11 protein-coding genes are annotated in these 12373 nt (G+C 60.8%); 6 read left to right on the top strand and 5 right to left on the bottom strand.

Annotated elements, in window-relative coordinates; translation table 11 throughout:
* Nucleotides 1-84 precede the first annotated feature (84 nt).
* On the bottom strand, nt 85-816 hold the full coding sequence (locus tag ACYVIA_RS18935) for a helix-turn-helix domain-containing protein (RefSeq protein WP_460843590.1): 732 nt from the start codon (nt 814-816) through the stop codon (nt 85-87).
* A gap of 125 nt (nt 817-941) precedes the next feature.
* On the opposite strand from ACYVIA_RS18935, the gene ACYVIA_RS18930 reads away from it, so the two are divergent.
* The 4 genes from ACYVIA_RS18930 to rpoD all read left to right on the top strand — a co-directional run bounded on the left by ACYVIA_RS18930 (nt 942) and on the right by rpoD (nt 9012).
* Nucleotides 942-2912 (top strand): MFS transporter, encoded by a 1971-nt coding sequence (locus tag ACYVIA_RS18930; protein WP_460843588.1) that lies wholly within the window; start codon nt 942-944, stop codon nt 2910-2912.
* 809 nt (nt 2913-3721) lie between these two features.
* On the top strand, nt 3722-5068 hold the full coding sequence (locus ACYVIA_RS18925; RefSeq protein ID WP_460843586.1) for an esterase/lipase family protein: 1347 nt from the start codon (nt 3722-3724) through the stop codon (nt 5066-5068).
* A gap of 50 nt (nt 5069-5118) precedes the next feature.
* Nucleotides 5119-5730, top strand: coding sequence for a lipase secretion chaperone (locus tag ACYVIA_RS18920; RefSeq protein WP_460843584.1), 612 nt, complete (start codon nt 5119-5121; stop codon nt 5728-5730).
* A gap of 624 nt (nt 5731-6354) precedes the next feature.
* Complete coding sequence (gene rpoD / locus ACYVIA_RS18915; RefSeq protein WP_460843582.1) at nt 6355-9012, top strand: RNA polymerase sigma factor RpoD; 2658 nt, start codon at nt 6355-6357, stop codon at nt 9010-9012.
* A gap of 117 nt (nt 9013-9129) precedes the next feature.
* Here the strand turns inward: rpoD and ACYVIA_RS18910 are convergent, their stop codons facing one another.
* Both ACYVIA_RS18910 and ACYVIA_RS18905 read right to left on the bottom strand, forming a co-directional pair.
* Nucleotides 9130-9456 carry an antibiotic biosynthesis monooxygenase family protein gene (locus ACYVIA_RS18910; protein WP_460843580.1) on the bottom strand — a complete coding sequence of 109 codons (327 nt, stop codon included), beginning with the start codon at nt 9454-9456 and terminating at the stop codon, nt 9130-9132.
* Between the two features lie 18 nt (nt 9457-9474).
* Nucleotides 9475-10263, bottom strand: a complete 789-nt coding sequence (locus ACYVIA_RS18905) for an ArsR/SmtB family transcription factor (protein ID WP_460843578.1) — start codon at nt 10261-10263, stop codon at nt 9475-9477.
* A gap of 121 nt (nt 10264-10384) precedes the next feature.
* Between ACYVIA_RS18905 and ACYVIA_RS18900 the strand changes: the two genes are divergently transcribed.
* A complete protein-coding gene (locus tag ACYVIA_RS18900) occupies nt 10385-10732 on the top strand; it encodes an NIPSNAP family protein (protein ID WP_460843576.1) in 348 nt (115 codons plus the stop codon).
* Nucleotides 10729-11076 carry an antibiotic biosynthesis monooxygenase family protein gene (locus ACYVIA_RS18895; protein WP_460843574.1) on the top strand — a complete coding sequence of 116 codons (348 nt, stop codon included), beginning with the start codon at nt 10729-10731 and terminating at the stop codon, nt 11074-11076. Before ACYVIA_RS18900 ends, ACYVIA_RS18895 begins: the two co-directional genes overlap by 4 nt.
* Before the next feature lie 23 nt (nt 11077-11099).
* Here the strand turns inward: ACYVIA_RS18895 and ACYVIA_RS18890 are convergent, their stop codons facing one another.
* Both ACYVIA_RS18890 and ACYVIA_RS18885 read right to left on the bottom strand, forming a co-directional pair.
* Complete coding sequence (locus ACYVIA_RS18890) at nt 11100-11591, bottom strand: 5' nucleotidase, NT5C type (RefSeq protein ID WP_460843573.1); 492 nt, start codon at nt 11589-11591, stop codon at nt 11100-11102.
* A 239-nt stretch (nt 11592-11830) separates the two neighbouring features.
* A complete protein-coding gene (locus ACYVIA_RS18885; RefSeq protein ID WP_460843571.1) occupies nt 11831-12298 on the bottom strand; it encodes a hypothetical protein in 468 nt (155 codons plus the stop codon).
* Nucleotides 12299-12373 lie beyond the last annotated feature (75 nt).

Here is a 12373-nt window from a genome sequence, read left to right as displayed (position 1 = left end):
CGGGACGAGAAGCGCAGCCGTACGTGAGGTACGGCGAGCATCGCAGGCTCGAGATTGGCCGCGTACGGTTAGGGGAAAAATGCTCTAACGGCGGAAGCGTTCGAAAACTTCGTATTCCCACGAGCGCATCGCCAGCAGCAGCGTATAACCTTCCCGATGCTGCTGCGGCAGCTTCTGGTCGGTCTGGTGCTGCTGCGCGAAATCCTGCGCAACGCGCTGCAGTCGCTCCACAAACGCCGGCGCCAGGCTCTTGCTGATGGAACCGTGGACCAGCAGCAGCGCTTCCGCCTCCTTGTCAAAACCGCCGGCAAAATAATCAAGCAAGGCATGCTCGCGGAAGAAGTTCATCACCGGGCCGTGCGGCCGCCAGCGGAAGGTCTTGGCCAGCTTGAGGCGGTAGCGGTTCAGCGGGCGCAGTTCGATGATGCCGAGCCGGTCCAGTTGCACCAGGTACTTGATCGCCTCCGCCTCGGTCAGCCGGTAATGCGCAATGATTTGCTCCAGCGTCCACTGGCTCAGCACGCAGATCGCAACGAGCAGCAGCTTCTTGTCCGCGACCACGGCTTTTTCCTGCGCCAGCGTCAGTTCGGCGAGCAATGGCTGCGCGTCCGCCACGCGACGGGCAAGTTCTGCAAAGTCAATCTTCAATGCGCTGCAGATCGTATCCACCCGCGACAAGGGCATTTCTCCCTTGGCCAGCATGCGCTTGACGCTGGACTCTGACATCTTCAGCTTCTGTGCGAGGTCGGCGTAGGTCATGCCAGCGGACTTGAGTTCATCCTTGATGGCAGCGATGAGATTGGCGGTGGTCGTCATGGAAGTGGCATAAAAGTGTCATTTTTCGCTACCGGCGGTAGCCCAGGACGCCTATGGTATCGAAAATTGTCACATTAGTATCGCCTGCGTGTATATTCGTGCCACTCTATTTATCGAGGTACGACATGGAACAACCTTCCGCGCGCACGCCGTCCGCCAGTGAAGCCGTGCAAACCGAATCTGCTTCCCATCATCCCAACCAGTTCACGCTGCTGCACCAGCGCCGGTTCGCGCCCTTTTTCTGGACGCAGTTTTCCGGCGCGGCGAATGACAACCTGTTCAAGTTTGCCTTCACCGTGATGGTGACCTACCAGTTGCAGATCGACTGGATGCCGCCGGCGATGGCCGGGCTGGTCATCGGTGCATTGTTCATCCTGCCCTACCTGCTGTTCTCCGCGACCGCCGGCCAGATCACGGACAAGTTCGAGAAGACGAAGATCATCCGCTTCGTGAAGAACCTCGAGATCGTCATCATGGCGCTCGCCGCGTATGGCTTCCTTTCCCACCAGGTGGTGCTGCTGCTCGTTTGCACCTTTCTGATGGGCCTGCATTCCACACTGTTCGGCCCGGTGAAATATGCGTACATGCCGCAGGTGCTGGACGAGCGCGAGCTCACCGGCGGCAACGGCCTGGTCGAGATGGGCACCTTCGTCGCGATCCTGCTCGGCAATGTTGTCGGCGGCCTGCTGGTCGCGATTCCGGAAGTCGGCCACCAGCAAGTGGCAATCGCATGTATGGCGCTGGCCATTGTCGGGCGCGTGATCGCGCAGTTGATTCCCGCTGTTCCGGCGACCGATCCGAACCTGACGATCAACTGGAACCCTGTCAGCGAAACCTGGCGCAACCTGAAGCTGGCGCACGGGAACCTCGTGGTGTTCCGCTCGCTGCTCGGCATCAGCTGGATGTGGTTCTTCGGTGCGGTGTTCCTCAGCCAGTTCCCCAGCCTGGCGCGCGATGTCCTGCATGGCAATGAACAAGTGGCATCGGTGCTGCTGGTCGTGTTCTCGGTCGGCATTGCTACCGGCTCGCTGCTGTGCGAAGTGCTGAGCCGCCGCCATGTGGAGATCGGCCTGGTGCCGCTGGGCGCGATCGGCATGACCGTGTTCGCGCTGGACCTGTATTTCGCAACACGTTCCCTGCCGCCGTCGGAGACACTCGCGCTCGGCCAGTTCCTGGCACTGCCTTATCACTGGCGCGTAATGGCCGATCTGTCGCTGCTGAGCCTGTTCGCCGGCCTGTATAGCGTGCCGATGTATGCGCTGATCCAGTTGCGCGCGCAGCCGACGCATCGTGCCCGCATCATCGCCGCCAACAATATCCTGAATGCGCTGTTCATGATCGCCAGCTCGGTGATCGTCGGCATCCTGCTGAAACTGGGCGTGACGATCCCGCAGGTGTTCCTCTTCATTGCGCTGGCCAACGCAGTGGTCGCCGGCTATATCTTCCTGCTCGTGCCGGAGTACCTGCTGCGCTTTGTCGCCTGGGTGATGTCGAACCTCATCTACCGCTTCCGGGTGCGCGGTGATCAGAACATTCCGCTGTCCGGGCCTGCGGTATTGACCTGCAACCATGTGAGCTTCATCGATGCAGTGCTGCTGATGGCGGCCAGCCCGCGCCCGATCTACTTCATCATGGATCACCGCATCTTCCGCATCCCGGTGCTGGGCGCATTGTTCCGCCTGGCGAAGGCGATCCCGATTGCGCCGCGTAACGAGGACCCGGACACGTACGAGCAGGCGTTCGAACGTGCAGCGCAAGTGCTGCGCGAAGGTGATTTGCTGGCCATTTTCCCCGAAGGCGGCCTGACACGCGACGGCAACCTGCAGACCTTCAAGGGCGGCATCATGAAAATCCTCGAGCGCGCCGAGCAGGACGGCATCCGCCCGCCGGTCGTGCCGATGGCGCTGACCAACCTGTGGGGTTCCTTCTTCAGCCGTGTTGAAGTGGTCAAGGGTGACCGCGTGGCCATGGTGAGGCCGTTTCGCCGCGGTGCGTTCAACCGTGTCGGGCTGAACATCGGCCATGCGCTGCCGGCTGCGCAAGTGCAGCCGGATATGCTGCGCGACCGTGTTGCCGCCCTGCTGGCACAAGGATGAGCGGCGGTACCGGTTAGCCATGATCCAACGGCAAAGACCGGCATCCGTGCCGGTCTTTTTCATCTTCGTCGCACGCATCTGCCGGCAATAGAGAGATTCGTCCGTAAGACTCCCGTCCCGGGCATGCAGGACTTCTTTATCGACCCGGCCGTATTCTGTTGCACTGTTCCCTCGCCCGCTCTCCCACGAGCAGCAGAGGGGGGGCGAGAGTGCGACAAATTCGCACTGGATCAATAACTGGAAGGCGGAATTTCCCTACCAACTTTCGGTTCTCACTGCAACTAAATTCGTTACCTTGTTGACATGAAATAAGCCGCGTGGCTCCTGCAGTCATGGCATTGGCTTGACTGGCCACCCGCTGTTACAGATCACCGGTGCCCCGTATGGTGAAATGCTTTCGAATCCGTTCGCTTTTGTTTGAGATCCTGCGTTTGGGTTCATTCACTAAAAGAAGACCATACAGGAGACAACCATGATGCCACGCCGACTCTTCATTCCCCCCTCCCTGGCCGCCGTCCGCACGGTAACGCCTTCCGGCTTCCATCTGTAGCTGCCTTCCCGACGAGCCCGACCGAGAGCCCATCCCCGTAGGGATCGCCGGCGCTGTATGCGCCATCTCGCCATGAGCCTGCATTGCCCTGTGCGCTGAGATTTCATCGCGCGGCGACGCTGCATGCACGCCGCCTTTCCTGCTCGGAGAGAAGGCATGCGCACGCCTGTTTGCCGTGCGCAGGCGACCTATCGGGATCGGTTCTTGTTGAACCGGATCACGCAGCACATCAAGACAAACCACAATAAGGAGACTCACAATGGCGTTTTTATTCAAGAGAGCGGCAAGGTTCCTCGCGACAGCGACGGTGGCCTTGTCCGCCGTCCTGTCCGGCCAGTCGGCAGTCGCGGCGAACAACGATCCCATCGTGCTGGTACACGGCTTTCTCGGCTTCGGTCCCAATGAATTGAAGGGAACCAACTTCAAGTACTGGGGCGGCTTCAACGACATCGAAGCGCGCATGCGATCCTATAACGGCTCGCACCAGGTATTTACCGCATCGGTCGGACCGGTGAGCTCGAACTGGGACCGCGCAGTCGAGCTGTACTACCAGATCAAGGGCGGCTGTGCGGACTACGGCGCAAAGCGGACGGCACAGTTTGCCGCCTACGGCAAGATCCAGAAACCTGCCGGCAAGTGCTGGGCAACCGATCCGAACAACAACCCGAACCGCTATCCGCTGGCGCTGTATCCGCAATGGGACGCGGCGCATCCGATCCATTTCGTCGCGCACAGCCAAGGAGGCCAGACCGTCCGCACGCTGATCCAGTTGCTGGAAAACGGCTCGCCCAACGGCGACGAAGGCGGCGGCGCACTCTTCACCGGCGGCAAGGTCGGCTGGATCAAGAGCGCGACGACGATTGCCACCCCGCACAATGGCACCACGCTGCGCAACGTAATCTTCAACTGGGTGCCGAACGTGTCGGAGATGATCGGCAAGTTCGTCGAAGTGGCGGGACTGGGCGGGTCGAGTGCGCTGTATGGCTTCGACCTCGAACAGTATGGCCTGGCGCAAGGGCCGTCGGAGTCCGCTGCGGACTTCCTTGAGCGCACCAAGGGCGCCCCCTTCTGGTCGTCGAACAACCGCGATGCCGCCCACTGGGATCTGAGCCCGGACGGTGCCAGGGAGCTCAATGCCTGGGTGAAAACCTCGCCGAACGTGTTCTACTACTCGATGGGCAGCATGGCGACGGAAAAGGGCAGCTTCTGCTGCAACGGCACCGACCGCATCATCGCACCGTTCCAGAGCGGCAGCTACCACTATGCACGCAACGACATGATCTTCTTCACCAAGCCGACCGCCGGCGAGTGGGTCGTGCCGTCGCTCTTCGTGCGTGGCATGGGTTCCTATACCCAAACCGACCCGAGCCGGGTCCTGATCGACAGCAGCTGGTTCCCGAACGATGGCGTGGTCAATACGGTCAGCATGAAAGCGCCTGCAGGACAACCGTCGCGCGCATTCGACGGCAATTCCTTGCGCGGCACCTGGAACTATATGGGTTACTACGACAACTACGATCACTTCGACGTCGTCGGCTGGCTGGTATCGACATCGGCGGTTTATCCGATATTCGACCGGTTGGCAGGCATTTTGTACGGGCTGTAACAGTGTGATGGTAGAGCTGCCGCGGCGGCTCTACCGCAAGGAGATTGAGAATGGAAACCAGGAATCATCTTGCGTGGCTGGGCGCCGCAGTCGTCGTTGCGGTTGCCGTTGTTTCCGCAGCAATGTCGGCAAAGGATGACGAGCGCGCGACGCTACCCGTGGAGCGCGACCTGTTCGCGTTCATCAAGCCAATGGATGCGATTACCGTCCCGCATTCTGCCCGCAGCGATCCAGCGGAGGCCGCGTTGCCCCGAAACGGCACGCAGGATACGGAACCGGCTGCAGAACAGACTACGAATCGCGGCATCCCCGAGGAGTTCATGAACAAACCTTCGCCTTCGGATATTGCCGCCGTCGAGCAGTCGGTGCAGCAAATGCGCGCACGCGGCGCCAGCGAGGACGAAGTCTACCGTGCACGCGCGCAAGCATTATCTGCGGAAACCGCGGCACGGCTGGCAAGCATGGAGGGCGAAGAATCCGCATGGCAGGCGCGGGTCAACGCTTATATTGCCGAACGAAATGCACTCACCGGAAGCACCCTGCAGACAAGCGAAGCGCAATTTGCGATGCAGAAACTGCGCAATGCCCGTTTCACGCCAGAAGAGCAGGAACGGCTCGACGCGTACGAGTGGGACGGTGTGCCGCGACTGGTCACCGAATAAGGTTGAGAAATAACGTCGAGGCTGCGCATTTTCATCCACGAAATGCGCAGCCGGCGCTGCCACGCCCCGCCGCTGCCCGGTCGAGGAATTCACAGGGCGCTTCCCCGTACGCACCGGTTAGAACATTTTTGCCTGACCGAAGCCGCAGCAATCGCGATACAACACTCCAAAACTGAAAAACAAGCGGCAGATAAATTATCTTTGGACGCCGCAGCCGGCAATCTCGTGAGAACCGCACTTGTTAGCCGCAGATAAGGTCTCTTTCGAGAACATTCTTCGCAAGGGAACATGCGGCATTCGGTATATGTCAAAACGCTGTCCGATTTCCGCTGCAGTGGCGTGAATATTTCTTTAAACCCCCATATAATACGCACCCTCCTGCCCTGCTGACTGCCTTGCAGACGTGTTCCAGCCCGCTGCCACGAGACAGGCCGTCAGATATCTGCAGGACCGACTGATTTATCGCTCCGATTTGACCAACAACTATTTCCCCAACGAGTAAGGCTCGAGCATGGAATCCGGCACGTTGCGCGCCTTTTTGCGCGCACGGCTCGATATTGCATGCCGCCCGGGACTGCGACTGCGCGGACCGGGCGACCGGATGCCTTCTCCGAGATTCACGTGATGACAAAGCCTGTTAAGACACTGACACTGACTGCAAAAACTTCAAAGCCGGCATCGGCACAATCGACGCAGCCGGCATCCACGCGAACCCTGAGCCACTCGGCGGATCCCTTGCTGGTGCCGTCTGCCGTGACGGTAGTCACCAAGCGATCGCGCCTGGTCACCACGGTCACACCGCCTCCGGCCGCAACGCAAGAAACCCTGGCGACGGCGTTTGCAGCGGATTTGCCGGAGGCCGAGACGGCCCCCGCAGTCGCGGCCCCGGCACCGAAGGCAGTGGTCGTCGTGCGCAAGGGCGTCGCCAAAACGATCGTCAAGCCTGCCGCCGCAGAACCGGCGCTGGCGTCGGATCCTGTGGTATCGACTCCTGTAGCGGAGCCCGCCGCGGCCCCGGCACCGGCAGCTCCCGTCACCGCCGCTGCGCCTGTGCTCGCCGTGGAAACCAACACTGCTCCTGCAGCGGAAGGCCCGGCCGCCGCTGCACCGGCACGCGCCAAAGTCGTGCGTCGCGCGGCAGCCAAAGCCGAAGCGCCGGCAGAGAAAGCGCCGGCCCAGCCTGCCGCCGCCACCGCTGCCATCGACACCTCCGGCTACGTCCTGCCGGCGGTGAAAGTCCCGGCACGCCGCGGCCGCCGTCCGTCGGAATTCAAGCCCGAGCACGACGAAGTCCGTGCACTGAACGCGCTGGAACGCGCCGAACTTGATGCCGCCTCCAAGGCGCGCGCGCGCAAGGCAGCCGGCAAAGGTGTCGATGCCCTGGCGAACGTCAGCCTGAGCCCGGAAGAACTGGAAGTGCGCCGCAAGAAAATGGCGGCACTGATCCGCTTCGGCAAGGAGCGCGGCTACCTCACGCATGCCGAGATCCACGACCATCTGCCGGACGACTCGACTGCGGAAGAAACGGTCGAGAACCTGATCGCGATGTTTACCGACATGGGCATCGCCATCTATGAACAGGCTCCTGATGAGGAAACGCTGCTGTTGTCGGACAATGTCGCCCCGGTCGGCGGCGACGACGAGGAGGAAGCCGAAGCAGCGGTGACCACCGCGCTGTCCACCGTCGACTCCGATTTCGGCCGCACCACCGACCCGGTTCGCATGTACATGCGCGAGATGGCCTCGGTGGCGCTGCTCACGCGCGAAGGCGAGATCGAGATCGCACGCCGCATCGAGGCAGGCTTCAAAGACATGATGCAGGCGATCTCCGCCTGCCCGGCATCGATCGCTGCCATCCTCGCGCAGGTCGAGCGCATCCGCAAGGATGAAATCAAGATCGACGACGTCATCGACGGCCTGGTCGATCTCGATGCGCCGGACACTGCACCGGTCACCGTCAGCGCCGCAGAAGATGAAAGCGACGAGGACCTGGAGGACGCGGACGACGAGGATGAAGAAAGCGGCGGCGTCGCCGCTGGTGCAGCAAGCCTCTCGGACGAGCAACTGGGCGAACTGCGCAAGGCCGCACTACAAAAATTCGACGTCATCGCTGCGGCATACGAACGCATGCTGGCCGCGTCGACAAACGCCGGCCGCCAGTCGGACGCCTATCGGCAGGCACAGGATGCGATTTCACACGAGCTGCTCGGCATGCGCTTTACTGCCAAGGTTGTCGAGAAGCTGTGCGAAACCGTACGCAGCCAGGTCGAGGAAGTTCGCCACATCGAAAAGCAGATCCTGGACGTCGCGGTGAACAAGTGCGGCATGCCGCGCGAGCACTTCATCCGCGCCTTCCCGGGCAACGAAACCAACCTCGACTGGGTCGAGACGGAAGCCGACAGCGGCAAGGCCTACGGCCCGGTGCTGCGCCGCTATGCGCCCGCGGTCCGCGAATACCAGCAGAAACTGATCGAACTGCAGGAGCGCGTCGCGCTGCCGCTGGCGGAACTGCGCTCGATCAACAAGCAGATGATCACCGGCGAAATGCGTGCGCAAAAAGCCAAGCGCGAAATGACCGAGGCCAACCTGCGCCTGGTGATCTCGATCGCGAAGAAATACGTGAACCGCGGCCTGCAGTTCCTCGACCTGATCCAGGAAGGCAACATCGGCCTGCTCAAGGCGGTGGACAAGTTCGAATACCGCCGCGGCTACAAGTTCTCGACCTATGCGACGTGGTGGATCCGCCAGGCGATCACCCGCGCCATCGCCGACCAGGCCCGCACCATCCGCGTGCCGGTGCACATGATCGAAACGATCAACAAGATGAACCGCATCTCGCGCCAGATCCTGATGGAGACCGGTTCCGAGCCGGACATCGCGACGCTGGCGAAGAAGATGGACATGCCCGAGAAGAAGATCCGCGAGGTGCTGAAGATCGCCAAGGAGCCGGTGTCGATGGACACGCCGATGGGCGACGACGGCGATTCGCAACTCGGCGACTTCATCGAGGACAGCATGACGGTTGCCCCGGCCGACGCAGCAATGCATGCGTCGATGCGCAGCGTGATCCGCGACGTGCTGGATTCGCTGCCGCCGCGAGAAGCCAAGGTGCTGCGCATGCGTTACGGCATCGACACCGGCAGCGACGCAACGCTGGAAGAAGTCGGCAAGCAGTTCGACGTCACCCGCGAGCGTATTCGCCAGATCGAATCCAAGGCCATGGCCAAGCTGCGCCATGCATCGCGTGCGGACCGTTTGAAGACCTTCCTGGAGAACAGTTAATTCAAGTTAATTCCTGTTGATTGCGAGAGCGGGAAGGCACCCACTTTCCGCCCAATGAAAAGGCCGGCATGTACGCCGGCCTTTTTATTCTTCCACTCAAGGATGCACACGATACCGCTACCGGATATCGAAGCTGTAATCGCGTTCAACCTTGCAGATGCGGGTCTTGAATGCGGAATACCACTGCTTGCGCCCGAGCACCTGCGCTTCCCGATGCTCCGCGTCGGCTTTCCAGGCCTTGATCGATTCGAGATCATTCCAGTACGACACCGTGATGCCGACGCCGTCGCGCGCAGATTCCGCACCAAGGAATCCCGGCTGCTCGCTGGCGAGCTCGACCATCCGCCGCGCCATCTCCGCATAGCCGTTATCGCCTTCCGTACGCAGCGAAGTAAAGATGACCGCGTAATAAGGCGGCGGCGGTGTGTCAGCAATCTGTGTCATGCATGCTCCTATGTTGTTCTATGTTTTTCTGTGTCGATCCGCGAAACCGGTATTGGCCGCTGCCTGCTTCACCATCACGGCCGTGGCGGTGGCAAGCGGCACCTCGTCATGCGCCGCTGGCCGGCTTTCGTTGCCTGCCAGCGCAAGCAGCGCGCTCTCGCCGGCAGCGGTAAAAGTCACCACGCGCGAATCCTTCGCCCGTTTCGCCCATCCCAGCTCGATCATTCGTGCCAGCAGGGCAGCTCCCAGGTTTCCTGCCAGATGATGCCGGCGTTCGCTCCAGTCAAGGCAGGTGCGGCAGAAAGAGCGCGGCTGTGCAGCAAGCCTTGCCGTATCAATGCCAAGCTGCGCGAATAGCTGCTGGCCGGCCGGCGTGACATCGACGCCGTCAACGCTCAACGCCAGCGCCCTCTTCCGCAGCAGACCCTGATACAGACGCACCGCAAGCTCGCCGGCGAGGTGGTCGTAGCAGACACGCGCCTTGCGCAATGCCGGTTCGCGCGGGCTCGAACGTAGCCGCACTGCGCCTGTCATGTAGGCCACACCCATCAGGGATTCGAGCAGCGCGGCGACTTCTTCACCGGCAATCCGATAGTAGCGATTCCGCCCTGCCGGTTCGACCGCGATCAGACCGGCATCGAGCAGCTTCGCGAGATGCGAGCTCATCGTCTGCTTCGTCACATTCGCCGCATTGGCAAGCTCCGTTGCGGTCAATGCCATCCCGCTCATCAATGCGGTCAGCGCATCGGCGCGCGCATGGTCGCCAATCAGCGCAGCGATGCCGACAATGTTGGGGCCGTCTTTCATGGTTCGATGTTAGCCGAACCATCTTGGTGGAACAAGCGCGTATCGTGCCGTTATGTACCCGCTCGTAACACTGCGCCAGCGGCTAGCAACAGCGGCTACGCCCACATTGACGAGGACTGCCATGACCATCACCTGCTTCATCCGCTATGAGATCGATCCCTTCCAACGCGATGCCTTCAAGAAATATGCCGAGAACTGGGGCCGCATCATTCCCCGCTGCGGCGGCCACCTGATCGGGTATTTCCTGCCGCATGAAGGCACGAACAATGTCGCATGCGGACTGATCGCCTTCGACAGCCTGGCTGCATACGAGGCCTATCGAGCAAGGCTGAAATCCGATCCCGACGGCCGCGACAACTTTGCGATGGCGCAGGAGAAGCGCTTCATCCTGCGCGAGGAACGCAGCTTTACCGAAGTCGTGGAAGGCACGCTGCATGTTCCAGCGGAGCTGCAAGGAGAGCGGCAATGATCGCCGTCATTTTTGAAGTACAGCCGCAGCAAGGGCAGCGGCAGACTTATTTCGATACGGCTGCGGAGCTGCGCACGCAGCTGGAACGGATCGACGGATTCATTTCCATTGAGCGCTTCGAAAGCCTCTCGCAGCCGGGGAAGATCCTTTCCCTGTCATTCTGGCGCGATGAGGCAGCGGTGGCGCAATGGCGAAACCTGGAGAGTCATCGTCGCGCGCAGGCACAAGGGCGCGGCGGCGTGTTTGCCGATTACCGGCTGCGGGTGGCGCATGTCGTGCGCGACTATGGCATGCATGACCGCGTCGAAGCGCCGGTCGATTCGCGCGAGGTGCACAAGGCGTAAATGCTGCCTGCCGGCAGCATGCGCTACTTTTCTTCCACGTACAGCCGCAGCAGTTCCTGCAGCGCGTGCACCGTCGATGCATGGTCGCCCTTGTGCAGGATGCCGTGCCCGCCGCGCGCGATCCATTGCTCGATGTTCTCCGGCGTGTCGTCGATCAGCACTTTGTGTGGCCCGCTGAAATCCTGCTTCAACTTTCTCGGCACTACGTGAACAACGAACTCCTGCCCGAAGATGCGCGACACCCATTCGCGCTTCTGTTCCTGGAAGACACGCGAAGACGGTGCGCCGGTGAGAAAAATCGGCTCAAGGTCCTTCGTCGCTTCCCACAGCAGCATGCAGCCTTCGATCAGCTCCAGCTCGGCGAAGAAGCGCTTGTCGGCATTGACCATCTTCCACAAATGGGCGCGATCGAGCTGGTGGGGATGTTTGCCGGTCAGGTGTTTGACGCGCGCATCGAAATCGGCAAACACGCCGTCGAGGTCGAGGTAGATTTGCAGCTTGGGCTTGTGGATCATTGGCGGGACTTTGCTCGCGCCGTGCAGAGCGCGACGGATGTGTAATCAGGAGAAATTTATAAAGAGAAACGGCGCGTGAGACACCAGGCTACGCGCCGTTTCTTTTAATGTAGCCGCATATCGTGCATTTTCAAGCTGAGGATCGCTTGGCGGGGCAGCCATTCATCACGGCGCAGTTATACGCTGCTGTTGCCGGACGCCCGTTCGCCCGACGTGATGGGTCACCGGATTGTTGGACTTCAGTCTTCGTCTTGGAACCATATGCAGAAGTGATTGTTGGCTACCGTGTTGGTCACCACCAGCCCGGCATCGAACGTTGATTCGGTGAGGGGGTTCCAACTTTCACCCTTGGCGACATTTCCGTTCGAAAAGTATCTACAGCCTGGGCTTTCGTGCTCGGTAAGTATTTGCAGCGCCAGCGATTCAGCCTCGTCCTTAGACATGCACTCGTCATCGTATGCCATGTCCCTCCACAAGAGGGTGATCAGGATTTGAAGCGCGGAGTCTCGATCATGTTCGACCAGAAGCGACTCGTCTGGCGTAAGACCGAATTTGCCCAATAACCGAGAGAGGTTCCCTGTGGTTTCGGACGCTACCGCGTAGCGGATTTCGCCGAAGCGACGAGCAGCGATAATTGCGCGGGGATTGATCATGAGTAAGCGCCCGGTGATCGCATCTTGAATCGGCAGGTCAAGATCGCGGAGCATCGTGTCCACCATAAACTCAAGTGGACACGTGTACACCATGGAAGAGAATCAGCAAGTACAGCCGAAGCGGCGCCG

This window comes from Noviherbaspirillum agri (genome assembly GCF_054780595.1).
The sequence above is the reverse complement of the archived record's forward strand: the minus strand, read 5'-3'. Positions and strand labels throughout refer to the sequence as shown.

Excerpts from the sequence above, each read along its gene's own strand:
- ACYVIA_RS18885 (WP_460843571.1), bottom strand. The coding sequence starts at position 12,298 with ATGCTCCGCGATCTTGACCTGCCGATTCAAGATGCGATCACCGGGCGC.
- ACYVIA_RS18890 (WP_460843573.1), bottom strand. The coding sequence starts at position 11,591 with ATGATCCACAAGCCCAAGCTGCAAATCTACCTCGACCTCGACGGCGTG.
- rpoD (WP_460843582.1), top strand. The coding sequence starts at position 6,355 with ATGACAAAGCCTGTTAAGACACTGACACTGACTGCAAAAACTTCAAAG.
- ACYVIA_RS18910 (WP_460843580.1), bottom strand. The coding sequence starts at position 9,456 with ATGACACAGATTGCTGACACACCGCCGCCGCCTTATTACGCGGTCATC.
- ACYVIA_RS18900 (WP_460843576.1), top strand. The coding sequence starts at position 10,385 with ATGACCATCACCTGCTTCATCCGCTATGAGATCGATCCCTTCCAACGC.
- ACYVIA_RS18925 (WP_460843586.1), top strand. The coding sequence starts at position 3,722 with ATGGCGTTTTTATTCAAGAGAGCGGCAAGGTTCCTCGCGACAGCGACG.
- ACYVIA_RS18895 (WP_460843574.1), top strand. The coding sequence starts at position 10,729 with ATGATCGCCGTCATTTTTGAAGTACAGCCGCAGCAAGGGCAGCGGCAG.
- ACYVIA_RS18935 (WP_460843590.1), bottom strand. The coding sequence starts at position 816 with ATGACGACCACCGCCAATCTCATCGCTGCCATCAAGGATGAACTCAAG.
- ACYVIA_RS18930 (WP_460843588.1), top strand. The coding sequence starts at position 942 with ATGGAACAACCTTCCGCGCGCACGCCGTCCGCCAGTGAAGCCGTGCAA.
- ACYVIA_RS18920 (WP_460843584.1), top strand. The coding sequence starts at position 5,119 with ATGGAAACCAGGAATCATCTTGCGTGGCTGGGCGCCGCAGTCGTCGTT.
- ACYVIA_RS18905 (WP_460843578.1), bottom strand. The coding sequence starts at position 10,263 with ATGAAAGACGGCCCCAACATTGTCGGCATCGCTGCGCTGATTGGCGAC.